General features: G+C 60.3%; 21 protein-coding genes. 14 read left to right on the top strand and 7 right to left on the bottom strand.

The window, feature by feature from the left end:
- The first annotated feature begins 14 nt into the window (after positions 1 to 14).
- The 4 genes from V5N12_RS15500 to V5N12_RS15485 all read left to right on the top strand — a co-directional run bounded on the left by V5N12_RS15500 (position 15) and on the right by V5N12_RS15485 (position 5755).
- Entirely contained in the window at positions 15 to 1439 is a 1425-nt protein-coding gene (locus tag V5N12_RS15500; protein WP_332900133.1) for an amidase, read from the top strand.
- A 77-nt stretch (positions 1440 to 1516) separates the two neighbouring features.
- On the top strand, positions 1517 to 2896 hold the full coding sequence (locus V5N12_RS15495; protein ID WP_332900132.1) for a dihydroorotase: 1380 nt from the start codon (positions 1517 to 1519) through the stop codon (positions 2894 to 2896).
- A 94-nt stretch (positions 2897 to 2990) separates the two neighbouring features.
- Complete coding sequence (locus V5N12_RS15490) at positions 2991 to 4760, top strand: TCP-1/cpn60 chaperonin family protein (protein WP_332900131.1); 1770 nt, start codon at positions 2991 to 2993, stop codon at positions 4758 to 4760.
- Between the two features lie 155 nt (positions 4761 to 4915).
- Positions 4916 to 5755 (top strand): polysaccharide deacetylase family protein, encoded by an 840-nt coding sequence (locus tag V5N12_RS15485; RefSeq protein ID WP_332900130.1) that lies wholly within the window; start codon positions 4916 to 4918, stop codon positions 5753 to 5755.
- Between the two features lie 31 nt (positions 5756 to 5786).
- Here V5N12_RS15485 and V5N12_RS15480 read toward each other — a convergent pair whose 3' ends face one another.
- From V5N12_RS15480 to V5N12_RS15470, 3 genes are all read right to left on the bottom strand, one after another.
- Entirely contained in the window at positions 5787 to 7151 is a 1365-nt protein-coding gene (locus V5N12_RS15480; protein ID WP_332900129.1) for an MmgE/PrpD family protein, read from the bottom strand.
- Between the two features lie 64 nt (positions 7152 to 7215).
- A complete protein-coding gene (locus V5N12_RS15475) occupies positions 7216 to 9024 on the bottom strand; it encodes a hydantoinase B/oxoprolinase family protein (RefSeq protein WP_332900128.1) in 1809 nt (602 codons plus the stop codon).
- The gene (locus V5N12_RS15470) at positions 9021 to 11120 is read right to left on the bottom strand and encodes a hydantoinase/oxoprolinase family protein (protein ID WP_332900127.1); all 2100 of its coding nucleotides are present in this window, start codon (positions 11118 to 11120) and stop codon (positions 9021 to 9023) included. Before V5N12_RS15470 ends, V5N12_RS15475 begins: the two co-directional genes overlap by 4 nt.
- 159 nt (positions 11121 to 11279) lie before the next feature.
- Between V5N12_RS15470 and V5N12_RS15465 the strand changes: the two genes are divergently transcribed.
- From V5N12_RS15465 to V5N12_RS15440, 6 genes are all read left to right on the top strand, one after another.
- Complete coding sequence (locus V5N12_RS15465; protein WP_332900126.1) at positions 11280 to 11714, top strand: GNAT family N-acetyltransferase; 435 nt, start codon at positions 11280 to 11282, stop codon at positions 11712 to 11714.
- A 76-nt stretch (positions 11715 to 11790) separates the two neighbouring features.
- On the top strand, positions 11791 to 12225 hold the full coding sequence (locus tag V5N12_RS15460) for a universal stress protein (RefSeq protein WP_332900125.1): 435 nt from the start codon (positions 11791 to 11793) through the stop codon (positions 12223 to 12225).
- Positions 12226 to 12333: 108 nt separating this feature from the next.
- Positions 12334 to 13482 (top strand): ABC transporter ATP-binding protein, encoded by a 1149-nt coding sequence (locus V5N12_RS15455; protein WP_332900124.1) that lies wholly within the window; start codon positions 12334 to 12336, stop codon positions 13480 to 13482.
- 2 nt (positions 13483 to 13484) lie between these two features.
- Complete coding sequence (locus V5N12_RS15450) at positions 13485 to 14675, top strand: ABC transporter ATP-binding protein (RefSeq protein ID WP_332900123.1); 1191 nt, start codon at positions 13485 to 13487, stop codon at positions 14673 to 14675.
- A 116-nt stretch (positions 14676 to 14791) separates the two neighbouring features.
- A complete protein-coding gene (locus V5N12_RS15445; RefSeq protein ID WP_332900122.1) occupies positions 14792 to 16027 on the top strand; it encodes a Zn-dependent hydrolase in 1236 nt (411 codons plus the stop codon).
- A 1-nt stretch (position 16028) separates the two neighbouring features.
- Complete coding sequence (locus V5N12_RS15440) at positions 16029 to 17066, top strand: LLM class flavin-dependent oxidoreductase (RefSeq protein ID WP_332900121.1); 1038 nt, start codon at positions 16029 to 16031, stop codon at positions 17064 to 17066.
- A 4-nt stretch (positions 17067 to 17070) separates the two neighbouring features.
- Here V5N12_RS15440 and V5N12_RS15435 read toward each other — a convergent pair whose 3' ends face one another.
- Entirely contained in the window at positions 17071 to 17694 is a 624-nt protein-coding gene (locus V5N12_RS15435) for an isochorismatase family protein (protein ID WP_332900120.1), read from the bottom strand.
- 82 nt (positions 17695 to 17776) lie between these two features.
- Between V5N12_RS15435 and V5N12_RS15430 the strand changes: the two genes are divergently transcribed.
- Together V5N12_RS15430 and V5N12_RS15425 are read left to right on the top strand one after the other, a co-directional pair.
- A complete protein-coding gene (locus V5N12_RS15430) occupies positions 17777 to 18532 on the top strand; it encodes an SDR family NAD(P)-dependent oxidoreductase (RefSeq protein ID WP_332900119.1) in 756 nt (251 codons plus the stop codon).
- An 86-nt stretch (positions 18533 to 18618) separates the two neighbouring features.
- Positions 18619 to 19461 carry an ABC transporter permease gene (locus V5N12_RS15425; protein WP_332900118.1) on the top strand — a complete coding sequence of 281 codons (843 nt, stop codon included), beginning with the start codon at positions 18619 to 18621 and terminating at the stop codon, positions 19459 to 19461.
- A gap of 24 nt (positions 19462 to 19485) precedes the next feature.
- On the opposite strand, the gene V5N12_RS15420 is transcribed toward V5N12_RS15425, so the two are convergent.
- Together V5N12_RS15420 and V5N12_RS15415 are read right to left on the bottom strand one after the other, a co-directional pair.
- Complete coding sequence (locus V5N12_RS15420) at positions 19486 to 19902, bottom strand: DUF3830 family protein (protein ID WP_332900117.1); 417 nt, start codon at positions 19900 to 19902, stop codon at positions 19486 to 19488.
- 4 nt (positions 19903 to 19906) lie between these two features.
- Positions 19907 to 20674: an SDR family NAD(P)-dependent oxidoreductase gene (locus tag V5N12_RS15415; protein ID WP_332900116.1), complete on the bottom strand. Its 768-nt coding sequence runs from the start codon at positions 20672 to 20674 to the stop codon at positions 19907 to 19909.
- Positions 20675 to 20869: 195 nt separating this feature from the next.
- Between V5N12_RS15415 and V5N12_RS15410 the strand changes: the two genes are divergently transcribed.
- Both V5N12_RS15410 and V5N12_RS15405 read left to right on the top strand, forming a co-directional pair.
- Positions 20870 to 22267 (top strand): substrate-binding domain-containing protein, encoded by a 1398-nt coding sequence (locus tag V5N12_RS15410; protein ID WP_332900115.1) that lies wholly within the window; start codon positions 20870 to 20872, stop codon positions 22265 to 22267.
- A 69-nt stretch (positions 22268 to 22336) separates the two neighbouring features.
- Complete coding sequence (locus tag V5N12_RS15405; RefSeq protein ID WP_332900114.1) at positions 22337 to 23248, top strand: ABC transporter permease; 912 nt, start codon at positions 22337 to 22339, stop codon at positions 23246 to 23248.
- Positions 23249 to 23292: 44 nt separating this feature from the next.
- Here the strand turns inward: V5N12_RS15405 and V5N12_RS15400 are convergent.
- Positions 23293 to 24726 (bottom strand): hydantoinase/oxoprolinase family protein (locus V5N12_RS15400; protein WP_332900113.1); only part of this gene is annotated, 1434 nt, incomplete at its 5' end.

Here is a 24726-nt window from a genome sequence, read left to right as displayed (position 1 = left end):
TGGAGGAGCGTACGATGAGCGAACCAGACCTCGCGCTCATGCGCGAGCAAGCAGCCAGATTCGCCTTCGACCTTCCAGATTCGGTTCTCGAAGAACTGGTTTCGGCCGCGCTCGATGAAGCGGACGTTGACGAAACGCCGCCACCGACTGGCGAGAATCGCGGCCAGCAGAGTACGGACAACGAAAACGCCCTACTCGCCGTTTACGACGAACCGCGAATCGAGACGCCGGACGGGCCGCTTGCAGGCCAGACAATTGCGGTGAAAGACAACATCGCGGTCGCAAACCTCGAGATGACGTGTGGGTCTGCCCACTACTCGCTCGTCCCGACGTTCGACGCGCCCGTCATCGAGCGCCTGCTCGCGGCGGGCGGTGCACTCGTCGGCAAAGCGAACATGGAGCCGTTCGCGATGGGTCCGACCGGCGAGTTCAGCGACCTCGGGCACGTAACGAATCCGACCGCCCCAGACTTCGTCGCAGGCGGGTCGTCGAGTGGGAGCGGTGCGGCTGTCGCCGCAGGAACCGTCGATATCGCGCTCGGAAGTGACACCGGCGGGAGCATCCGCATCCCCGCCGCGTGCTGTGGCGTCGTCGGCGCGAAACCGTCGCACCGACTCGTCCCGCGCTACGGTTTCGTCGATTTCGCCCCGTCGCTCGACACGATTGGGCCGCTCACCCGCGAGGTAGACACGGCGGCGCGCGCCCTCGCGGCAATGGCTGGGCCCGACCCACGCGACCCAACTGTCGCTGGCACCGATCTCGATGGTATTGAAGGCAGCCTCACCGACTTTACAGACCTCACCGTCGGAATTCCGGATACGGCTTTCGACCGGGCCGAGAGCGCCGTCGATTCGACGGTTCGGGCGACCGCAGACCGGCTCGCGGACGTTGGCATCGAGACGAAACCCGTTTCCCTCGACTTGAACCTCGAACACGCCTATCTGAACATTGGGTCGGCCGAGTTCTGCTGGCTGCTCGCGGGCAACGGGGTCGTGCGCGGGTTTGGCTCAGGGTACAGCGAAGAACTCCGTGCCGCGTTCGAACGGGCGAGAGAACAGGGCCTTGGCGACCACGTCGCCCGTCGCATCCTTCCGCCAGCGTTCTTGGACGCGAAAACGGGAGGGAAAGCCTACGCCCGTGCCCGCAGAGACGGCATCGACTTCGCCGAACGACTCGCTGCGACCTTCGAAGACGTTGACGCACTCGTGATGCCGACCCTCCGGACGCTCCCGCCCGCCATCGGTGAGACGACGACGCGTGAAGATTTCCTCCCGCTCATTGGCAACACCGCGCCGTTCAACATCACCGGGTCGCCCGCCGTCTCGGTTCCAGTTGGGACGGTCGATGGACTGCCGGTCAGCGCGCAAGCCGTCGCACCGCAGTTCGATGACGCGACGGCGCTCCGGGTGGCAGCGGCGCTCGAAGTGGTTGGCGAATAGTCTCCAACAGTGGACAGTCGCCGTTTTGCCACTTCCCCACAGTGAACCTTTTTGTAGTGTCACGAGGTGACATACATATGCCTGTAGACACAGTCATCAGTGGGGGCACGCTTGTCACCTCGACCGACATGTTCGACGCGAGTCTCGCCATCGACGGTGGGAAAATCGTCGCCGTCGGCACCGACGAATCGATGCCGGACGCGGACGAAGTCGTCGATGCAAGCGGGATGCTCGTCATGCCGGGAATCATCGACCCGCACGTTCACATCGAAGACCACTTTTCGGTTGATACGTACGAAACGGGAACTGGGGCAGCCGCCCTCGGGGGCGTCACGACGTACATCGACTTCGCGTGGCAGGCGTGGGTTGGTGAGTTGAGCAACTACGAAGAAGAGGGCACCCTCATGGAGGGCATCGAGGAAAAGAAAGAGAAAGGCAAGAAGGCAATCATCGATTACAGCGTTCACGGCGCGCTCACGCGCCAAGACTCCGCCGTGCTCGATGAACTCGAAGACGCGGTGGAAGCGGGCGTTACCTCGTTCAAGATGTTCACGGCCTACGAAATCGGCCTCGACAACGGGTTCATGAACACCGTCCTCCAACGCATCGCGGAACTCGATGCCGTTGGCGTGTTCCACACCGAAGACCCCGACGTATGCGACGAACTGACCGCGCAGTTCCAAGAAGAGGGCAAGGGCGACCCGACGTGGTACCCACAGTCGCGCCCCGACTACGCAGAGGCCATGGCTGCAGAGGACGCTGTGCGGATGGCGACCGAAGCCGGTGCGAAGTACTACGGCATCCACACGAGCTGTCGGAAGTCCGCGGACGTCCTCGAACAGTTCCAGGTCGATGGCTCGCTCGTCCGCGGCGAGACGTGTACCCACTATCTCGCGCTCGACGACTCGATTTACGGCGAACTCGGCAATCAGGCGATGATTGCGCCGCCAATCCGCAAGCCAGACGACAACGAAGCGATGTTCGAACACCTCCAGAAGGGCACGCTCGGCGTGGTCTCAACTGACCACTGTGGCTACAAACTGGAAGGCAAGAACGTCGATAACTGGTGGGAGAGCACCTTCGGCGCGAACGGCCTGCAAGCGAGCCTTCCGGTGGTTCACGACGAAGCGGTGAACAACCGTGGCTTCTCCTATCCGTTCCTCGTGCGCGTGATGAGCACGTATCCAGCCCAGACGTTCGGCCTCACGGAGAAAGGGTCGCTCGACCCCGGCTCTGATGCCGACATCGTCCTGTTCGACCCGAACGAGACGTACACCATCAAAGCAGAAGACAATGCCTCTGCGGCGGACTTCTCCATCTACGAAGGCAAAGAGGTCACCGGCCGCGTCAAGCAGACGTACGTCCGCGGTGAGTGCGTCGCGAAAGACGGCGAGGTCGTTGGGTCGCCGGGCCACGGCGAGTTCGTCGTGCGCGACATTCCAGACTGGAGCGTCTGAACCGCCGACACCTGTCAATTTTTGGGCGAACGCACCCCGTAAATCACCCGCAGAGGGGACACTCTTTTATTGGTACGGAGTAACATGATGGTAGATGAGTAGCGTACACAAGCGGCCCGAAGCCGAGGAACCTGCGGAGGAACCGGTTCCGCAGTTTCCCCACGCGAACTGCGTCGCAGTCCGCGTGATGGCGAACGTCCTTGAATCGACGTTTGGCCCCCGGTCACGCGACAAACTGGTCGTCAACCAAGTCGCCACGCAACACGAACCCGAAAACGAAGGACTCCCGAAAATGGACGACTTTACCGTGGCGAACGACGGTGCGACCCTCTTGAACGCCCTTCCACTCGAACACCCCGTTGCGCCCATCGTCACGCGGATTCTCGGCCCGGAACGCCCGGGAGAAACGTCTGTCGAAGGCCAAGACATTCCCGACGGCGTCTCTGGAGGCGTTATTCTGACTGGGGCCTTACTGTCGAACGCCGAAGACCTGCTTGAACTGGGGCTGCACTCCTACGACATTCGACAGGGCTACGCCATCGCCCTCGAACAGGCGCTTTCTACCCTCTCTGCACACTCGAAGCCGCTCTCAGCGTTCGACGACCCGGCGGCAACCGCCCACGCTATCGCGCGCACGGCGATGACGGGCAACGACATCGGCGGCCTCGCAGACGAGTGGGCGTCGCTCGCGGTGGCGGCAGTGGACGAAATCGGACGACCAACCGAGGAGACGTTCAGCGTTCGGTGTCTCGGAGAAGGGGCGCTTTCCGACTCTCGACTCGTCCACGGAGCGATTCTCGACCGCAACACGCGCGCGAGCGACGAGATGCCGCGCCACGTAGAAGAGGCGACGGTGCTCCTCCTCGACGGCCACAACTCGGGCGGGCTTCAAGACCCGAAATGGGACGAGAATATGGTCATGCAACTCGAATCGCGGAGCCAACTCGACGACTTAGACGCCCACCACGCCGCCCGCCGGAAGGCGGTGGTTGACCACTACGTCTCGCTCGGCGTCGATGTCGTCATCACGCGGCTCGGCATTAGTCAGGAGTATCAACGTCTGCTCGCGGATGCAGGCATCATGGGGATTCGGGGCGTGAGCGTCCTCGAAATGAAGCAGTGTGCGCGAGCCACGGGTGCGAGGCTTGTGCGTCACCCCGGCGACGTGTCTGCAGACGACCTCGGGTACGCGGGGAGCGTCTCTGAGGTGCGCATCGAACCGCGACGCGGCCGCCGGAAGAACCGCTACATGACCGTCATCGACGGGTGTGAGGGGGCAAACGGTGTCGCTGCCGAAATTCACGGCGTCTCCGGCCAACCCGCAGACCAAGCCGCGACTGAACTCAGAAAGGCCGCCGCCGCGCTCGCTACGGCTCGCGGTGAGGGAGGCGCAAAACCGGGCGTCGTTCCGGGCGCAGGTGCAATCGAACTCACGCTTGCATCTGCCGTTCGTGGGCACGCACCGCAGGTTTCGAGCCGCGCACAGCTCGCCGTCGAGGCGTTCGCAGACGCGCTCGAACGTACGATCGCGGCGCTCATCGATAACGGCGGCCACGACCGCCTCTCGGTGCTCGCAAACCTCCACGCTGCCCGTGCTGGTGGCGACACCGAAATCGGCTTCGTCTACCCGGACGGTGAGATATCGAACGCTGTCGACGCTGGCGTTCTCGACCCGACTGACTACAAACAACGCCTGCTCGTGACCGCTACCGAGGTCGCAGACCTCATCCTCCGCGTCGACGACGCGATTGACGCCACCTTCTCTGAGGAACCGGCCGGGCCGGGCGACGTCATCTACGAAGACCGCGCGGAGAACCACCTCGACTACTTAGAGGAAAACCCCGGCACGCGCTGGGACCGGTAACAACCGTTTGCGTTTTGCGGCGATTTCGGTGCGAACTTCCCCGTTTTACTCCGTTTCATGCACCATACTGCCGGTTTTCTCTGACTGAAAATGGCAAGTAATGTGACAACTCGGTAAAGACTTAACCAGTTTCACTGGGAATTACAGCCTGACGCATGACAAAAGCTACCGTCTGCCTATCGTACGATTTCGACGCCGTATCGACCTGGCTGTGGTCCTACGATTCGTGGGACGAACCAACCCGACACTCCCGCGGTGTGTTCGGTGCCGAGGTTGGCGCGCCACGACTGCTCGACCTGCACGACAAATACGACATTCCTGCGACGTGGTTCATTCCTGGCCACACCATCGACAGTTTCCCTGAGATTAGTGGAGAGGTTTGGGACCGTGGCTACGACATCCAACACCACGGGTGGAGTCACACTGGCCCAGCAACGTTCGAATCAGAAGAAGCAGAACGCGCAGACGTCGAACGCGCCGTCGACTGCATCGTTGATCTCACCGGCCGCAAGCCAACCGGCTATCGCTCGCCGGCATGGGACTTTTCTTCACACACCCTCGACATCTTAGAAGATATCGGCATCGAGTGGGATTCGAGCAAGATGGCTTCTGACTTCAAACCGCACTACACCTACGGCGGGTGGAGCGCCCCAGAAGACGGCCCATACGACCGCGGCGAACCAACCGACATTGTCGAACTCCCCGTCTCGTGGCAGCGCGACGACTGGCCGCCGTTCACGTTCACGTGGGCTCGCCCACACCGCATGGGCTACGTCAGTGAAGATTCCATCTTCCAGCGCTGGTACGACCAATTCGACTGGATGTACGACAACGTCGATGATGGCGTGTTCATCCTCACGATGCACCCACAGGTTATCGGTCAGGGCCACCGGCTCATGCGCTTAGAGAAGCTCATCCAGCACATGCAGACCAAGCCCGGCGTCGAGTTCAAAGAGATGGACACCGTCGCCACAGAGTTCAGAGAAGCGAACTAAACCCACGTCGAATTTTTTTAAACCGGGTTCCTCAGAGCGGTGCGACGATGTCACGAACACTCGGCTGGTCGCGCAGCGCGAGCAGTTTGTCGACCGTCTCTTCTGCGACCGATTCGGACACGGCTCTCGTCGCACAATCGATGAACTTCGCCCGCAAGTCGGCGTCTGAAAGCGGGTTGTTCGGCGTTCCCGGCGGCTCGGTGAGCGTCGCTTCGTAAGTGTCACCGTTCGTTGTCGTCAGTTCGACGAGCACATCGTTCGATTTGTAGGGCAGGCTCTCATCGACCTCGAAAATCGCTCGTTCGCGCACGCGCTGTACCATCTCTTCCCCGATAGCGTCGTCTTCGAAGGCGTCGAGTGAGACCGTATCGAGCGCCACCGCACACGCGAGGGCGTACTCCATCGAGAACTTTGCTTCGAGACCCGTTTGCGGGTCGGGATGGGAGAGCGCGTCGCCCGCCCCGCCGGAAGCCGTCGATTTGATTCGCTTGACGTCTGCTGGTGCGATATTGTGGGTCGACACGAGGTCTTGGGCAGCGGCGATGCTCGTGTGGGTGAAGTAACAACACGGGTAGGCCTTGATGCTAATGCCCGTCTCAACCAGTCGCCACGGGTCACCGGGTGGTTTCGCCACCCGCTCTGCACCCGTTCCGTACCGGTCCCAGAACCCACGTGACCCGCTTACTGCGGCCTCGTCTGCGGTGAAGCCTTCTGCGGCGAGTTGCGCGGCGGTGACGCCGGAGCGCCCGGACAATCCCGCGTGCAACGGCTTCGTCATCGACCCGAAGTTTCGCTTGAGCCCAGAGGGCATCGAAGCGGCGATGTTGAGCGCGCGTTTGGTTTCCTCAGCAGACAGCCCGAGGAGCTGCGAGGCTGCCGCCGCCGCCCCGAACGTCCCGAACGTGGCCGTCGGATGCCAGCCGAGTTCGTAGTGGGTGGGGCTGATTGGCTCTGCGACGTAGCACTCGGCTTCGAAGCCTGCGGCGAACGCCGTGATGAGGGCTTTGCCACTCGCGTCAAGTTGCTCTGCGAGGGCGAGTGCGGGGGCGACCATCGGAACGCTCGGATGGCCGTCCATGGCCCACGAGAGGTCGTCGAAGTCGAGGGCGTGGCCGGCGGTGCCGTTTGCGAGCACGGCGTCTGAAAGGGCGGCGTGGGTTCCGGTTCCAAGAATTTTCACCCCGCCGTTTTCGGGTGCGGTCGGTGTGGCGATGGCGCTCGCGCGTTTGCCCGCGTCAGCGACGACGCCAGCGAGCGTGACGCCAACGGTATCTGCGAACGCTCGTTCGATGGTTTCGATGGTACTCTCGGGGACGTCCTCGTAGGACAACCCGGCGACGAACGTTGCGAGCACGTCTTCGGGAGTTTGGGTAGTCTCCGCTGACGACTGGGTCATGATAGTGGGTGTTTGGGCGAGGGTGGCTAAAAGATTGTGTCACCGAGCCACACAGCCCGCCGATTCAGGCGCGCAGTTCGGTGGTCGCAGCCATGTCGAGTTCGCCGTCTTCGATGACGACGCCGTAGTTCTCGCGGGCGTCTTCGACCGAGACGAGCCCATCGAGATAGTCCTCATAGACCTGTGCAGCGGGGCGCTCGTGTGGGTCGCCGTAACCGCCACCGCTCGCGGTCTTGATGAGAACGCGGTCGTTCGCCTCGAACTTGTAGCCCGATTCCTTCGAGTTCAAGTCGATGACTTCGCCGTCTGCTTTGATGTGTTTGAGGTCACCGTGAGTCCCTTCGCCGCCGCCGAACAGCCCGTGTGGGCGGTAGGTGTTCCCGTCGCCCTCCATCGTCATCACGGCGTTCGTGAGGAAGCGCGACTCGCGGACGATACCGTGGCCGCCGCGGTGCTTGCCCGCACCGTGGCCGTCTTCGCGGAGGTGGTAGCGTTCGACGCGCATCGGGTGGGAGAGTTCGATGTCCTCGACCGGCCGATTTTTCGTGTTGTGAACGAGCGCGTCAACCGCGTCGAGGCCGTCTGCGGCCGGGCGGCCCCCGTAGGAACCTTCGTTGACTTCGAGGTACACCCAGTATTCGCCCTTGTCGTCGGTGCCGCCGTAGCTGACGAAGTACACCTGTCCGCAGGTGCCGGCGCACACTTTGTCTGGCAGTGCATCGGAGAGCGCCTTGATGATGAGGTCGCTCATCTTGTCCACCTGGTTGATGCGGGCGAACGCCGAGGTCGGCGGCGTCGGATTGAACATACAGCCCGGACGAGCCTTCGGATGGACGGGCTTGAACGTCCCCGAGTTCTGTGGCAGGTACTCGTCGCGCACGAAGGTGTCCATCAACAGCGACCGGATGGTGAAGTAGATACACACGTCCGTCGAGCCGTGGAATGGGATGTTGTACCCCGTCGGCGTCTGGTCTGCGGACTCACTCATGTCCACCGTGATGTCGCTGCCGTCAACGGTGACTTCGACGGCGATTTTCAGGCGCTTGCCGCGATTGCGCCCGTCGTCGTCTAAGTAGTCTTCTGCGTAGTAGGAGCCGTCTGGAATCTTGCGAATCTCGTTTCGAAGCAGGGCTTCTGCGTAGTCCATGAGCGCCTCACCGGCGTTCTGGATTTCTTCTAAGCCGTACTTTTCGACGAGCGCGAGATAGCGGTCTTTGCCCACGTTACACGAGGAAATCTGGGCTTGCAGGTCACCGATGACTTCGCGCGGGGTGCGCACGTTGTCCTCGATGAAGTTCCAGATTTCATCGACGCGTTCGCCCTCGTCGAACACTTTGGTCGCCCGAAAGAGGCTGCCTTCCGCGTACATGTCCTCTAAGTCAATGGCGAGGCCGGGCGTCGCAGAGCCGATGTCCAAGTGGTGAGCCGTGTTCGCAGACCATGCGATGTGTTCGCCCTCGTAGAAGATGGGGACGGCGACCGCAATGTCCGGCGAGTGGCTCGCGCCGTAGTGAGGGTGGTTGTGGATGAACACGTCGCCTTCGTTGATGATGTCCTCGCGTTCGACGCCGCGCTCTTCGAAGGTATCGTACATCCCCTGTAAGTAGCCAATGAGCGAGCCGACGTGCATCGGCGTCGAGTCGCTTTCACACAGCTCTCTGCAGTCGGTCGTGAAGATGCCTGCGCCCATGTCCTCGCTCTCCCTGATAATCGAGGAGTACGACGAGCGGATGAGCTTGTAGCCCATCTCTTGGGCAATCGTATCGAGTTCGCCGCCGATGACTTGCATCGTGACGGGGTCGATATCGCGGTCTTTCAGGATGTCTATCGCGCTGGTCTGTACCGTCTCGTCCTCTGGTCTGTCTGAACTCATGGTTCCCTCCGCAGTTGAATCGCACCGTTCTGTAACACCGTCGCCGTCCAGCCCGGATTGATGACGACTGTGCTGTCGAACTCGTCAACGATGGCTGGGCCGTCTATGACGTTCCCCGCGGTCAATTCTTCGCGGTCGAAGCGCGGGACGGTCAGTTCATCGGGTGCCGCAGAATCACCGAAGAACACCGTCGTTTCAGTAGTCTGTGCGTCGCTTGGGTCTTCGCCGCCTTCATCGACTGGCTTTGGTTCATAGGAGTGAATATCCCCGATGGCGGTCACGCGCATATTGAGCAGGACCACCGGGTCGGCCTCGAAGTAGTGACCGTACTCGGCTTCGTGTTTCTGCTCGAACTTCTCGCGCATGCGCTCGTGCCAGTCGCCGTCGGTCGAATCGAACTCGATACTTAACTCGTAGCCCTGCCCTTCGTACAGACAGTCGATTGTCCGCTCAAACTGCCAGTGGGACTCGTCGATTTCGTCGCGTTCGAGTTGCTCGCGGCCGTTCGCTTCGAGTCGGTCGAACGCCTCGTCGATGTACTCTGTGGCCACGGTTTCGAGTCGCTGACTCACGGTTTGCTGGAAGTCGTATTTGACGTTCCCCGTGAGCAGGCCACGCGCGGATGCGATGCCGGGTGACGGTGGAATGAGGACAGTCGAAACTTCGAGTTCCTCTGCGATGCTCGCCGCGTGCATTGGCCCTGCGCCGCCGAAGGCGACAATCGTGTACTCGCGTGGGTCGTATCCGCGCTGGACGGTCTGTTCGCGAATTGCCCGGTACATGTTCGTGTTCGCCACTTCGAGCGTGGCGAGGGCGGCGTGTTCTGGCGTCTCGAAGCGCGACTGGTCGACGCGTTCACACAGCTGTGTCTGGATGGCGTTCACCGCGAGCTTCTTGTCGATGTCGAGGTTGCCGCCGAGGAAGGCGTCGGGGTCGATGCGGCCGAGTGTGAGTTGTGCGTCGGTCGTCGTTGGCTGGTCGTTGCCCAGTCCGTAACACACCGGCCCGGGGTCTGCACCCGCGCTTTTCGGGCCGACGTTGAAGCCCATCGCGCCGTCGAACCAGGCGATTGACCCACCACCCGCCCCAATTGTAGCGATATCGAGCATCGGGACGATGGCCGGATAGCCACCGACCATGCTGTCGCGGGGGTCACGCTCGAGGACGCGACCCGGAACCACGGAGATGTCCGCGCTCGTCCCGCCCATGTCGAGCATGATGAGATTTGGCTGGTCGACGGACTTCCCTTCGAACTCAGCCGAAAGCACCCCGGCGGCCGGGCCGGAGACGAGTGTCGTCACTGGCTGTTCGGCCACGTTCTGGAGGCTCGCCATCCCGCCGTTCGACTGCATGATGAGGATTTCTGCGTCGAAGCCTTCCTCAGTGAGTCGGTCTTGGAGGCGTGAGAGATACGTGGACATCACGGGTGCGAGGCGAGCGTTAATCGCCGTGGTCGTAAAGCGCTCAAACTCACGGAACTGCGAGATGACTTCGTGAGACGTCGAGACGAACAGGTCTGGATAGTGTTCCTCGATGAGTTCCTTCGTCCGCGCCTCGTGGGCAGAATTCAGGTATGAATGGAGGTAGCAGACGGCGACCGATTCGACGCCATCGGCCACGAGTTCTTCGACTGCGGTCAACACGTCATCTTCGTCAAGCGGGGTGACCACGTCACCGGGTGGATGGATTCGCTCTGTGACTTCCTTTCGGTGGCGTCGTTCGACGATGGGTTGTTCTTGCCACTGAATCGTTTGCTGCAGCGAGAAGCTGTGTGGCTTGCGGTGACGTCCGATGTGGAGGATGTCTCTGAACCCACGCGTCGTGAGCATTCCGGTCGTCGCACCTTCGTGTTCCAAAAGCGCGTTCGTTGCGACGGTCGTTCCGTGAAGAATCTGGTCGACTTCGCCCGGTTCGATGCCCGCGAGCTTGCAGATTTCAACGATTCCGGTCACCGTCGATTTCGACGGGTCGGTTGTAGACGGTGTTTTATAGATAAATTCGTCCTCGTCCGTGACAAGGATGACGTCAGTGTTCGTCCCACCAACGTCCACCCCGATGCGTACACTGGCGAGGCTACTACTGGTACTGCTTGACATACACATACCCACCTTATCGGTCATCCACATAATCGTTTCTCCCCGGGTGATGACACGTCTACCCGCTCCGCACGGGTTTTTCGTGGAGAACTGGCTCCGCCCGGAACCCCAGACGACCCTTTATGTCGTGGTGTCGTGTCAGTACTATCGTGAGCCACCATGCCAGAGACGACTGTAGCTGAACTCACGACGGAAGTGGAGTGGCGCGCCGCCTACCCCGTCATGGCCGAACTCAGACCGATACCCGAAGAACAGTACATGACCTACCTGCGAACGATGGCCGACGAGGGGTATCGCCTGTTCGGATTGTTCGAAGGCGACGACCTGCTCGCGGTCGGTGGTGTACGGATTTCGACGACGTTCTATCACGGTTCGCACATCTGGGTGTACGACCTCGTGACCCGCGAAGACCGTCGGTCTGAGGGTCACGGCGAGACATTGTTGGCGCACTTAGAGCAATGGGGCGCAGACCGTGGCTGTGCAGTCATCGAGTTGGCATCCGGTCTCTGGCGCGACGACGCCCACCGATTTTACGAAGACAGGATGGACTACGAGCGCTACTGCTACACCTTCAAAAAAGACTTACACGAATAACTCCACGCTGCGATAGTTGGTAGCGTTTCCCGTGGGCACCTTTATCATGTAGTTCTGCCAACTTGGTGGCAGACAGATGATTGAGCGAATTCTCATCGCCGTCGGTGAAGAGCGCATGAATATCGAGGAACTGACCGAGCGCGCGGTCGAAATTGCGGCCGCGTTCAACGCGCACGTCACGCTGTTGCGGGTGTATTCAGAGTCCGAGTTCAAACACCTCCTCTCCGACTTTAAGTACGACTCGGCAGACCCCTCCGATATGGCAAAACGAAACACCGTGGTCAGCCAAGCCGCGCGCATTGTGAGTGACGCCGGGCTAGAGCGAACCGTCGTCGGCCTCGTTGGCAACCCGGCCCACGAAGTCGTCGACTACGTCGATACCCACGACATCGACCATGTGTTCATCGGTGGCCGGAAACGGAGCCCGACCGGCAAGGCGCTGCTTGGGAGTACGAGCCAAGACATTATTCTCGGCCTTTCCGTTCCGTGTACCGTGTTCCAACTCGGCTAATCGCGCGTCTGCAGGCGGATTGGTCCCAGTTGTCCCACTCACATTCTTCAGATAATTGTCTGAAATTTGTCCCAAAACATTAAAGCCACTGTTGGCGATTCACCAATCATGAGTGCGCTTAGCAAAGGCGAGGATATCATTTCCATCTCCTCACTCGAAAAGTCCTTTGCAAACGAACAAGTACTACGGGGAATCGATTTCACCGTCAAACCCGGCGAGTTCTGTGTCGTCGTTGGACCGAGTGGCAGTGGAAAATCGACCCTGCTCAAAACGATTGCAGGCGTCGTTTCGTTCGACAACGGCTCGATTCGTCTCGACGGCGAGAACGTCGACGACGTGCCCGTCGAAGACCGAAATCTGGGCTACGTGTTCCAAGACTTCGAAGAACGGCTCTTTCCGCACATGACCGTCGGGGAGAACGTCGCGTTCGGGCTTCACCAATCGGACGAGTCGTTTTCCGAGGCCGAGATTGACGAAAAGATAGACGAGGTCCTCGACATGCTCGCCATCGGTGAAACCAAAAACAGCAAACCGTCAGAGCTGAGTGGTGGCCAACAACAGCGCGTCGAACTCGCCCGTCAGCTCGTCCGTGAATGTGACGTGATGCTCTTAGACGACCCACTTGCAGACCTTGACTACAAGCTGCAAAAGCGCATGGAGTTGGAGATGCGCCGCATCCACAACTCCATGGGGAGTACGTTCGTCTACGTGACCCACAACCAGGACCAGGCGCTCAAGCTCGCGGACAAACTCGTGGTGATGAACCACGGGATGATAGAGCAAGTCGGGACGCCGGACGAAGTGTACCGCCGCCCCGAAACCGCCTTCGTTGGCCGGTTTATCGGTGACTCGAACCCGCTGCTCGGAACCGTCCGTGAGACAACCGCAACACACACCGTTGTTGACACGCCACAGGGCGACGTCGTCGCTGAGGCACACAACGGCCCGTTCCCCGATGGCACCGAGACGATGGTGCTCATCCGCCCGGAGAATATCACCATCGGCAACGAAGCCGCAACGAAGGAGAACACGTTCGCCGCAACTGTTGTCGGCAGAACCTACACGGGCGAGGAGACGGAGTTCAGCGTCTCAATTGGCGAGGATACAGAAGAGTTCCAGATTGTCGTGACCGGCAACGTCCCGCTCGAAGCGATTGGCGACCAGACGACGATTGGCTGGGACGCCACAGACGCCATCGCCTACGATACGCTGAGCGTAGTCGATACCGTGACCGTCGATGACCTGATGGAGGTGTAATCGTGTCCAACACAAATCTCGAAAATCAACCGCACGCAAGTACCGCCGAAGACCGGTCTGACGTACTCCGAGTCGAAGACCTGACGAAAATTTACCCCGATGGGACGCTCGCTGTCGACAGCATCTCCTTTAGCATCAAAGAGGGCGACTTCTGTGTCGTCATCGGCCCCTCTGGCTGTGGGAAATCGACCACGCTCCACTCGCTTGTCGGGAAGATCAAGCCAACCGAAGGCAGCGTCATCTTAGACGGCAAGGACATCACGAACACGCCAACGTACCACCGCGACATCGGGCTCGTGTTCCAGGATTTCCAGCTGTTCCCCCACCTCACGGTGGCCGAGAACGTCGTCTACGGCTTAAAACGGATGAAGCTCACAGAGGACGTCATCGACGAACGGCTCGAAAACGTCCTTGAGATGATGCAGCTCCACGAACTACGCGACCGACAGCCCCGCGAACTCTCCGCTGGGCAGAAACAGCGCGTTGCCCTCGCCCGCAGTCTGGTGCTCGAACCGAAGCTGCTCCTGCTCGACGAGCCGCTTGGCGACATGGACTACAAACTCCAAAAGAAAATGGAGCGCGAACTGCTGCGCATCCACCGCGAACTCGACACCACCTTCGTCTACGTGACCCACGACCAGACCCAAGCGATGCGGCTCGCAGACCAAATCGTGGTCATGAACGGCGGGAAAATCGAGCACTCCGGGCCGGTCGATGAAGTGTACAACAGACCGAACACCGCGTTCGTCGCGGCGTTCGTCGGGGACTCGAACCTGTTCGATGGCGAACTTGTCGCGCTCTCAGACGACGAATCCCGTGCGACCATCAAGACCAAACTTGGTGAGTTCACGGTGAGCACCGACAACCTCGAATCCGAACCGAGTTCGCTCGTCGGCAAGCGTGTTCCGTTCGCCGTGCGTCCACAGTACCTCTCGCTCGACGATACGGCCGAGAACACCATCGAGTGTGCGGTCAAAGACGTACTCTACCAGTCGGGTTCCGGTACGCAGATGATTCTCACTGCGACAACCGAGGAGGGCGAAACCGAGGAGATTCAGTTAAAATCCGAGGAGAAGCTCACCGTTGACAGCGACCGGGTGACGGTGGGTTGGGACGCAGCAAACACCATCATCTTAGAACGGACGAGCGTGTTAGAAGACATCGACCTCGAAACCGACATCCTCGGCAAGTAACTGGCAGCCTGCGGACGGTTTTTCGACTGATTTTTATCAATCGCGTTTCAGGTGAGACACGACGTGCGTGCTAACCGTACACAAATACTTATTGCGCACTTCTGAGAGTGTCTACTATGCCAGTAACACTGGACCGCGAGCGATTTGTTGCGACGATGAAAGAGCAAGCACAAATCGGGGGGACCGAGGGCGGTGGACTTCACCGGCTAGCGCTTTCTGATGAGGACAAGGAGATTCGTGACTGGTTTGCAGCACAGATGGACGCAGAGGGACTCGAAACGCGGGTAGACGAGTTCGGGAATATGTTCGGTCGCCGCAAAGGAACCGACCCCGATGCAAAGCCTGTGCTTGTCGGCTCGCACCTCGACTCCCAGCCCTATGGCGGGATTTACGACGGTGCAATGGGCGTGATTGCCGCGCTCGAACTCGTCCGAACGTTGAACGAACACGACATCGAGACCGAACACCCCATCGAAATCGTGAACTGGACCAACGAGGAAGGCTCTCGCTTCCAGCCCGCGATGCAGGGCAGCGGCGTCTGGGCGGGGGCACACTCACTCGAAGAGGAGTACGCGAAAACCGATGCAGACGGTGCGGTGTTCGAAGAAGAACTCGAACGGATTGGCTACAAAGGCGACGAGCCAGTCGAACCCCGCGAGGAGTACGAAGCCTACCTCGAACTCCACATCGAGCAAGGGCCGTACCTCGAAGAGAACGACAAAGACGTGGGCGTGGTCACTGGCATCGTCGGCTTCACGTGGGGCGGGCTGACCTTCCATGGCGACGCAGACCACTCCGGGCCGACGCCGATGCACTACCGCAAAGACGCGCTCGTCGCGGCCGCAGACGTCATCACACAAATTCGCCGGATTCCGGGTACGCTTGGCGACCGAACAGTTGGGACGGTCGGTTACGTCGATGTCAAGCCCAACTCCATCAACATCATCCCGGACGAAGTCACCATCACGTGGGGCTTCAGAGACCCCGACGACGAAATCGTCGAAAAGGCGTTCCAGCGCGTCCTGCAGGAAGCAGAGTGGGCCGCAGAGCGCGAGGGCGTCGAGTGGGAGTGGAACGAGCGAATGCGCGCCCCGAGCGTCACGTTCTCGGACAAGTGCGTCGATGCCGTCCAAGAAGCCGCAGACGACCTCGAACTCGATAGCATGCGCATCTTCAGCGGGGCGGGCCACGACGCGACCCACCTCCACAGCGTGTGTGACACGGCGATGGTGTTCTCGGTGAGCGAAAACGGCAAGAGCCACAACGAGAGCGAGTACACGAGTTGGGACGACTGCTACTCTGCGGCCTCGACGATTGTGAACGCGGCGGTCAAACTCGCCGGAGGTGAGTGATATGAGCGACCCATCCTTCGACCGCCTCGCCATCTGGAACTGGGAGCGCCCGGACATCAAAGACGAAATCAAGTACGCGATGTACGCAGAGGACAAGGGGTTCGACACCGTTTGGCAGGGCGAATCTCGCCTCGTCCGCGACGCGATGACCGTCATGGGGGCGTACACCCAGATGACAGACACCATCAAGTTCGCGCCGGGCGTGACCAACTGCTATACGCGTAACGTCGCGCTCATGGCCCAGACGTTTTCGACGCTGGATGAACTCTCCGGCGGCCGCGCGATGCTCGGCATCGGCGCGTGGTGGGACCCCCTTGCGAGCAAGGTGGGCATCGACCGCAAGAACCCGCTTCGCTACATGTGGGAGTACTGCACCGTCTTGCGCAAGCTGCTGGACTTGGAGAACGTCACCTACGACGGGCAGTTCATCGACGTAGACGACATCGAACTCGACCTCGTCCGGGCGAACGCAGACAAGCGCAACGTGCCCATCTACATCGGTGCGACCGGGCTGACGATGAACAAGATGTCCGGCGAACTCACCGGCCTCGGCGTCGTCGATGGGGTGTTCATGAACTACCTCATCCCGCCGTCACACAACGAGTTGGCGTTAGAGCAGCTGAAAATCGGCGTCGAAAAACAGGGCGGCACCCTTGATGACGTGGATTGTCCACAGCTCATCGCCGTCTCGATGGACGAAGACCGCGACGTGGCCATCGACAACGCCCGCGGCCTCGTGACCCAGTACATCGGTCAACAGCCACACATCCGCAAGGCGTGTGGCATAGACCCCGAGCTCGGCGATCAGGTCTCAGAGGAACTCGGTGGCTGGCCCGCAAACGCCGAAGACATCGAGCGCGCGAGTCGCCTCGTCTCGGACGACGTGGTGACGAACATCGTCGCCGCCGGGACGCCAGAAGACTGCATCGAAAAGGTCGGCGAGTACTGCGACGCAGGCTGTACCGAACCCGCACTCTACTCACTCGGACCGAACGTAGAGGAGGTCATCGACGTGTTCGCAGAGTTCAAAGCGAACTAACGACTCACGCTTTTTCGAGGTACGAAACGACTTCTTCGACCGGCCGGACATCCGCGTACTTTGCGTTCATGTCGAACAGGTTGGCGTCGTGTTGTGGCGTAGACCGGTCACCGACTGCTTCTGCCGGGACGATTGTGCGGTAGCCGTGGGCGCAGGCATCGACCACGGAGGCCCGGATACACCCGCTCGTCGTACACCCGGTCACAATGAGCGTATCGACACCCCACGCGACGAGCATCGAGGCGAGTTCGGTTTCGTGAAAGCCGCTCGCTTGCCGCTTTTCGAGGACGTGGTCTGTCTCTGCAACGTCGAGGCGGTCGTCGAGTTCGATCCACTCACTGCCCGCCATGAGGGTATCGAGGCGGGGGATTTTCTCCTGCCAGATGCCCATGTCCGCACACGACGGGTGTGAACTCACGATTCGAGTGTACACCACGGGTACGTCGCGGGCGTGGCCCGCTTCGAGGAGCGTGTTCGTGCGTTCGACGACTGCGGTGAGGTCGTCTCCGAGGGGGTTCTCCTCGTCGGTGAAGCCTTTCTGTAAATCGACCACGAGCAGGGCGGGCGTCTCGCCGTAGCCGACGCTCGTATCCATACTGGCCCGTTCGTACACTGCTTGCTCGTCCATATGTGCTGTGTTCACGTACACCGTGATAGTTCTTTCAGGGGGCAGAGAGAACACTTTTGCCCCGACCGTGTGAGTTTCCCGCATGGAGCGATTAGCAGACACGACAGCGCTCGTGACCGGCGCGAGCACCGGAATCGGCAAAGGAATTGCGATTGGGTTGGCCGAAGCAGGGGCGACAGTCGCGGTCAACCATCCGCCGACGGACAAGGAAGCAGAACGCGCAAAGGGAGTCGTAGCCGAAATCGAAGCCGCGGGGGGTACGGCAATCACCCTTTCCGGCGACGTGAGCGACGAGGAGAGTGTGAAGGCGATGCTCGACACATTTGACGCAGAACTCGGGCAGATGGACGTTCTCGTGAACAATGCGGGCATCGTCCGACAGTCTCGCCTCGCGGAGATGCCCGTCGAGATGTGGGACGACGTGATGTCCGTTGACCTCCGTGGTGTGTTCCTCGTCACGCGCTTTGCCCTGCCGAGAATGCTCGAAGCGGGCCACGGTCGCATCATCAACATGGCCTCGCAACTCGGCTTCAAGGGCGCACCCGAACTCGTCCACTACTCGGCGGCGAAAGGCGGCGTCATCGCGTTCACTCGGGCGCTCGCGAGAGAAGTCGCCCCCGACGTAACGGTGAACGCCATCGCCCCCGGGCCAATCGAGACGGAGTTGCTCTCCGATATTTCAGAGGAGTGGCGCACGAACAAAGAGGCTGAGTTGCCGATGGGCCGTCTCGGACGGGTCGAAGACGTAGTGCCGACGGCCGTGTTCTTGGCCTCGGACGACAGCAGCTACTACACCGGACAGACGCTCAGTCCGGACGGTGGCGACGCGATGCACTGAGCCGATTCGCGAACAGTCTTCTTGAGTATCACGATGCGAGCGGTGTCCTGAGAATTTATATAGATGGGGGAGAACTGGTGTGATAGATGTCAACACAAACCGGCCGCTCGGGCGAGCAACGCAATCAGTCGGCCCTTGCTTCGTTCGTCGAACGCATCAGTATGAAACACATTCTCGCGGTGTACACCGCGCTCATCGCGCTGTACATCTACCTCCCGATACTGTCTGTCATCGGGTTCTCGTTTAACTCGGGCGGGTTGACCTTCCCGTTCCTCGAGTTCACGACGAGCTGGTACAGCGAGCTGTTGGCGACCCAGTCGATGGTGTCCGCGGTGTACCGGTCGCTCCAGCTCGCGATTGTGGTCATGATAATCACCACGGTGCTCGCAACGATGGCGGCGCTTGCCTACCGCTATGACTTCTGGGGCCAGCGCGGCCTGTTATTCCTGTTCATCCTCGGTATCATCACGCCGGGCATCACCTACGGAGTGGGTGCAACGCTCTTCTTGAACGAACTGCTCGGACTCGAAAAGGGCCTGTGGCTCGCGACGCCGGTCCACGTCGTCTGGACGCTTCCCTTCGCGGTGATTGTCTTGCTCGCGGGGTTCCCGCCGAATCTCGCGGAGAACGAAGAAGCCGCTCGCGTCATGGGCGCGGACAACATCACCGTGTTCCGCGAAATCATCCTCCCGCAGATTGCCCCGACCGTTCTCGGCGCGGCCGTGTTCGCGTTCACCCTCTCGTACAACGAGGCAACGCGCAGCCTCCTGCTCCTCGGGGGCAGCAACACGATGCCCCTCGAAGTGTTCTCGATCGCATCTGCAACCCGCGCAACCCCGGTGTTGTTCGCCCTCGGAAGCGTGACGACGATTGCCTCGACCATCTTGCTCGCGTTCGCTGGCTTCCTCGTCTTCTCTGCGCGCAATTAACAAAAAATTCGAGTTTTTCCGCGTTTACCGTTCGCGAATCGTTATTGGCTGTGACCCATCTTTCAGAAGCGACACTTCGAGCGCCGCAAGCTCTTCGCGAGTCGCGTCGAGGATGGCGACGTGATTACCCGCGAGTTCACCGGCCGGACTCTTGAAACACGTCGGGCCACACGGAATCAGAATCTCTTGGTCGTTCTTGTAGCCCGGATACAACAGCACGTCACCGCGAGAAGGGTAGACAGTATGGTTCTCTCGCGGTAAATCAGGCAGGTCGACTTCGTCGATGTTCACCCAGCCTGCAAACCCGCTCCAGCGGACGTGTTGTATCTCAGAGTCGAGCGGTAGGAACTCACGTATGGCCGCGATGGATTCGGGTGCTTCATCTTCTAACAGGGTCGCGGTGAACGTCTGGTCGCCAACGATAAATTCGAGTTCGCCCATCGAATCACCTCGCCGTCCAGCCGCCATCAACGCTCAGGACGGTGCCGGTCACGAAGTCGCTCTCGTCGCTTGCGAGAAACAGCGCGGCGTTCGCCACGTCTTCTGGTTCGCCAAAGCGTGGCCATGGCGTGGCCGCCTGCCAGTCTGCGAGCAACTCTGGGTCTGTCTCACGCCACTCGGCGTTCTGGGCAGTTTTGATGATACCGGGGGCGAGCGCGTTTACGTTGATTTCGTCTGCAGCGTAGTCGAGCGCCATCTGGCGGGTGAGGTTCGATACCGCGCCTTTCGAGGCGCAGTAGGCCCCACTGCCTTTCCCGCCGACCAACCCGTAGATCGAAGAGAGATTGATGATTTTCGCGTGTTCCGAGCGTTCGAGTTCGGGGAGGGCGGCTTTACAGCACAGAAACAGCCCTCTGAGGTTTACGTCCATGATTTGGTCCCAGTCTTCGAGCGGCGTTTCATCCACCGCGTACTGGTAGTAGATACCCGCGTTGTTTACGAGAATGTCGAGGCCGCCGAACTCACTGACAGCCGCTTCGACTGCCTTCTCGACCGATTCGGGAGTCGTCACGTCCGTTTCCACATAGGTGTAGGTCGCATCGAGTTCGTCCAGTTTGTCGAACACCGAGCGTTCGTCTTCGAGCTTTGGCTCTTTGCGGACGTCTGCGAGCACAACCTTCGCGCCTTCTCTGCCGAAGGTGGTTGCGATTGCATTGCCGATACCTGAACTTGCCCCCGTGACGAGTGCAACTCGGTCTTGTAGCCGTGTCATACGAAACCATTCATCTAGGGTCGAATAGAGTTATCGGCGCAACATGGTGTCCGAATGGTCGTCGCCAGGTGCGGCCGGAAAATGTAGCACATTTCCCGATTTTTCAACTTTCAGTAGCTGGTGAATGTTTGGTACAGCGTGTAATTCATGGATATATGTAAATCTATAAGTAGTCTGACTCACCTCTTTCACACAATGCCAAATGGTATCAATAGGCGCAACTTCATGGTTCGCGCTGGCGCAGTCTCGGGAGCACTCGCATTAGCCGGGTGTACCGGAGGCGGAGGAGACGGCGATGGTAACGGCGGCGGCGACGGAAACGGCGGCGGTGGCGGCGGTTCCACCGACGACGGCTCTCGCCCGATTAAATGGATGGGGCCGGCCTGGGCAGTCCGGGACGGCCAAGCGGAAAAATACAAGGAGATGACGGGAACCGATATCGAAACCACGAATGCTGACATTCCGACGACCCAACAGAAACTGCTGAGCGGTGACCGGGCAAACTTCGACGCCTTTTCGATTGACTCCGCCGGTGCAGGAGCACTCACGAAAGACAACGACGCGAGCCTGTCCGTTCCCAAAGACGCACTCGACAAATGGGATGAAAGCACAATCACCGAACTGTTCACCAACCCCGGCGAGCGTGTGAGTTACCTCGGCGCACAGACCGACACGATGCTCGATGAGTTGTGGGCAGACGAGGACAAGACCGAACTCCGGTTCCCACCACACGTCTACAACTTCGACGCCATCGGCCTGAACCCGAAATTCGTCGAGGAGAGTTCGGTTTCGAAGTGGAGTGTGCTGTTCGACGAACAGTACAAAGGCAAAGTTGCGATGGGCGCCGTCTCCTCAATCACCATCCCTGAGGCGCTGATGCACCTCATGGACAACAGCATGATTGAGGGCGAAGTGGGCGACCTGAACAACCCATCCGAAGACCAACTTGACGCGGCAGTTGACTTCCTCATCAAGCAAAAACAGGGCGGCCAGTTCCGCTCGACGTGGGTTGCCTACGGCAACTCCGTGAACCTGATGGCCAGCGAAGAAGCCGTAATCGGTGACATCTGGCAACCCGCCTGCCTCGACGTTCGGCGCGCCGGGACGCCGTGTACCTACGCGACGATGGAAGACGGTATCCAAGGCTACCGCTACTGGTTCGGCGGCATTGCCCCACTCAACCCCGGGGCAAAAGACCGGAACAACGTCGACGAAGTGCACCAACTCATCAACGACGTGCACTACGGCGCATGGTTCCCTGGCTTCATTCAGGGCTGGGGCTACTCGGTGCCACACTACCCGAACAAGGAACTCGTCCGCGACGGCGAAGACGATTCCGGACAGGGCATGGGTCCAGAGTACTACGACTGGGCGTACGAAGGAAAGGCGACCTACGAGTCCGTGGACGAACCCGGCCTGTTCGACCCACAGAAGTACGAATGGTCGATGGAAGAAGGCTCGCCAGCCTCGGACGGACAGACCCGCAACAGTGGTCCCGTCGAAGAGCGGATCGACCGCATTGGCTTCTTCCAAATTTGGCCAAGCAACGCAGACTACATGCTCGAACGCTGGAAAGAGTTTACGAGCGCGTAGACACAAAACACCTGAAATTTTTTAGCACCAACCGAAACCTACATTCATGCGAAGCGTTATCAACATACAATGAGTTCGGAAACGACAGACCAAGTTGTCAAACAAGAGCAAAGCCTCCCAGAGAGAATTCGTCGGAACGGCATTGGCGAAGTCCAACTACTGGTTGGCCCGACAATCCTCTGGTTTACGCTGTTCTTGCTCGCCCCACTCGTCGTCATTCTCTACTACAGCTTCCTCACCTATTCGAGTTTCAGCGTGGAACACACGTTCACGCTCGCGGCGTGGGAAGCCGTGTTCCAACCAACGATTTACAGCGTGTTCGCGAGTTCGCTCGTGATTGGCGTCCTCGTGACGGCGCTCACGCTCATCGTCGGCTACCCGCTTGCCTACTACATGCGGTTCTACATGAGTCAGAACGGCGGCATCCTACTGCTGTTGTTCCTCGTGATTCCGTTCTGGACCTCCGCGGTCATCCGCACGATTGGCTGGTACCCGATTCTGGGTCGGACTGGTGTCGTGAACAAGCTCCTCATCTCGTGGGGCCTCATCGACGCACCGCTCGGCTTCCTGCTGTTCTCGCCGTTCTCACAAACGATGGGTTACGTCGCAGCGTTCGTCGTGTTCATGGCCTCCCCAATCTACATCTCGCTCGCGCAGATTGACGAAGACCTCCTCGACGCCTCGGAGACGCTCCGTGGCCACCCGCTCGACACGTTCAGGCACATCACCCTCCCACTGAGCATGCCCGGTGTCATCATCGGCGTCATCTTCGTGTTCGTCCTCTCCATCGGTGACTTCACCGTGCCCCAGTTCCTCTCGGGCGGGACGGGCACCATCACGACGCTCATCTACCTCTCGGTGAACAACGGGCTCAACTACCCGGACGCAGCGGCGCTCTCAATCACGCTGTTGCTCATCATCTTCTCCATCGTCTACCTGCTAACGCGCTACGTAGACATCACGGACATCGCGCAGAACTAATCTCGCCTTCTTTTTCGCAGTCGCAAAAAAATGCCGAGCGCAGCTTACTCGGCTCTCGTGAGTTCGTACACGCCAGCGGCGTCTAAGCGTGCCGTCCACTCTGGGTTGACCACGATGGTCGTCGTTGGCTCTTCGATGATGGCCGGACCGGAGAGCGTGCCATCGACGGGGATTACCTCGCCGTCGTAGACGGGCACTGGCGCGGCGTCGGTCTCGCCTTCGAAGATGGCGTCGCGCGTCGCGACCTGTGCGTCTTCGAGCGGCGTTCCCTCGGGGATATCCCCCGTGATGTCGGGCGGCGTGATGTGCCCGTGGGCGATGGACTCGATGTTGATGAGGTCGACCGGCGTCTCCGGCTCTGCGTAGGTGTACAGCTCCTCGTGGCGACGGTCGAAGGCGTCTCTGAGCGAGGCGAGCCACTCGTCTGTAATCTGTTCGGCTGGCATCGACACCTCACACTCTTTGATTTGGTTCTGATAGCGCATCTCGAAGACACGCTCCAGACGAATGTCGTCATCGTCGATGCCCTCAGACTGGAGCTGTGCGGTTGCGTCTGCTTCGAGTTGCGTAAACTGTGCTTCGAGGTTGGCTGGGTCGATGTCACCGATGGCCGAGGGGTAGGACGCGAGGTGGTTGTGCCGGTAGTTCGAGACGACCTCACCGTAGGCACAGAGCACGCTCGCCGTCTTCGGGACGAGCACGCGCTTGATGCCGAGTTCGTCAGCGAGTCCGGTCGCGTGGGCGGGGCCTGCGCCGCCGCCACACACCATCGTGAAGTCCCGTGGGTCGTGGCCCTTCTCGATGCTCACCTGCCGGATGCCCGCGACCATGCGCTTGTTGACGATTTCGAGGATGCCTGCGGCGGCCGTTTCCACGTCTAACTGCGAATCGTCTGCGATGTGGTCTGCGATGGCCTTCCGAGAGGCGTCGGCGTCGATCTGCATTCGCCCGCCGAGCAATTCGGTTTGGTTGAGATAGCCAAGGACGACGAGCGCGTCGGTGACGGCGGGCTTCGTGCCACCCCGGTCGTAACACGCCGGGCCGGGTTCTGCGCCCGCACTCTCCGGACCGACTTCGAGGACGCCGCGATTCAGCGCCGCAATCGAGCCGCCGCCCGCACCGATAGTCTCGACTTGGAGCATCGGGAGCCCCATCCGATAGCGCATGAGGTCGAAGTCCTTGCGAATCTCCGTTGCGCCATCTTTGGTCAGGCTCACGTCGAAACTCGTCCCGCCCATGTCGATGGTGATGACGTCAGAGGAGCCAAACTGCTTGCCGAGGTGAAGCCCCGCCGCAGGCCCGCCCGCTGGCCCGGAGTTGATGGCGTAGGCCGGACGTTCGCGCAGCAGTTCGCTGCTCGCGATGCCGCCGTTCGCCTGGATGTAGCGAATCTGGCCGGTGAAGCCGTGGTCCTCAAGGTACTCGTCGACGCGTGCGACGTACTGGTCGAGCGTTGGCTTCACGTAGGCGTTGACGAC

The sequence above is a fragment of the Haladaptatus sp. CMSO5 genome, from assembly GCF_036689885.1.
Lineage (GTDB): Archaea > Halobacteriota > Halobacteria > Halobacteriales > Halococcaceae > QDMS2.
Note: the sequence above shows the minus strand (reverse complement) of the source record. Positions and strands in the feature narration are given on the sequence as shown.

Bases quoted from the DNA above. Each gene is read 5' to 3' on its own strand.
- V5N12_RS15470 (WP_332900127.1), bottom strand. From the start codon at position 11,120: ATGTCAAGCAGTACCAGTAGTAGCCTCGCCAGTGTACGCATCGGGGTG.
- V5N12_RS15460 (WP_332900125.1), top strand. From the start codon at position 11,791: ATGATTGAGCGAATTCTCATCGCCGTCGGTGAAGAGCGCATGAATATC.
- V5N12_RS15440 (WP_332900121.1), top strand. From the start codon at position 16,029: ATGAGCGACCCATCCTTCGACCGCCTCGCCATCTGGAACTGGGAGCGC.
- V5N12_RS15465 (WP_332900126.1), top strand. From the start codon at position 11,280: ATGCCAGAGACGACTGTAGCTGAACTCACGACGGAAGTGGAGTGGCGC.
- V5N12_RS15405 (WP_332900114.1), top strand. From the start codon at position 22,337: ATGAGTTCGGAAACGACAGACCAAGTTGTCAAACAAGAGCAAAGCCTC.
- V5N12_RS15415 (WP_332900116.1), bottom strand. From the start codon at position 20,674: ATGACACGGCTACAAGACCGAGTTGCACTCGTCACGGGGGCAAGTTCA.
- V5N12_RS15410 (WP_332900115.1), top strand. From the start codon at position 20,870: ATGCCAAATGGTATCAATAGGCGCAACTTCATGGTTCGCGCTGGCGCA.
- V5N12_RS15500 (WP_332900133.1), top strand. From the start codon at position 15: ATGAGCGAACCAGACCTCGCGCTCATGCGCGAGCAAGCAGCCAGATTC.
- V5N12_RS15420 (WP_332900117.1), bottom strand. From the start codon at position 19,902: ATGGGCGAACTCGAATTTATCGTTGGCGACCAGACGTTCACCGCGACC.
- V5N12_RS15485 (WP_332900130.1), top strand. From the start codon at position 4,916: ATGACAAAAGCTACCGTCTGCCTATCGTACGATTTCGACGCCGTATCG.
- V5N12_RS15435 (WP_332900120.1), bottom strand. From the start codon at position 17,694: ATGGACGAGCAAGCAGTGTACGAACGGGCCAGTATGGATACGAGCGTC.
- V5N12_RS15475 (WP_332900128.1), bottom strand. From the start codon at position 9,024: ATGAGTTCAGACAGACCAGAGGACGAGACGGTACAGACCAGCGCGATA.
- V5N12_RS15495 (WP_332900132.1), top strand. From the start codon at position 1,517: ATGCCTGTAGACACAGTCATCAGTGGGGGCACGCTTGTCACCTCGACC.
- V5N12_RS15430 (WP_332900119.1), top strand. From the start codon at position 17,777: ATGGAGCGATTAGCAGACACGACAGCGCTCGTGACCGGCGCGAGCACC.
- V5N12_RS15490 (WP_332900131.1), top strand. From the start codon at position 2,991: ATGAGTAGCGTACACAAGCGGCCCGAAGCCGAGGAACCTGCGGAGGAA.
- V5N12_RS15455 (WP_332900124.1), top strand. From the start codon at position 12,334: ATGAGTGCGCTTAGCAAAGGCGAGGATATCATTTCCATCTCCTCACTC.
- V5N12_RS15480 (WP_332900129.1), bottom strand. From the start codon at position 7,151: ATGACCCAGTCGTCAGCGGAGACTACCCAAACTCCCGAAGACGTGCTC.
- V5N12_RS15425 (WP_332900118.1), top strand. From the start codon at position 18,619: ATGTCAACACAAACCGGCCGCTCGGGCGAGCAACGCAATCAGTCGGCC.
- V5N12_RS15445 (WP_332900122.1), top strand. From the start codon at position 14,792: ATGCCAGTAACACTGGACCGCGAGCGATTTGTTGCGACGATGAAAGAG.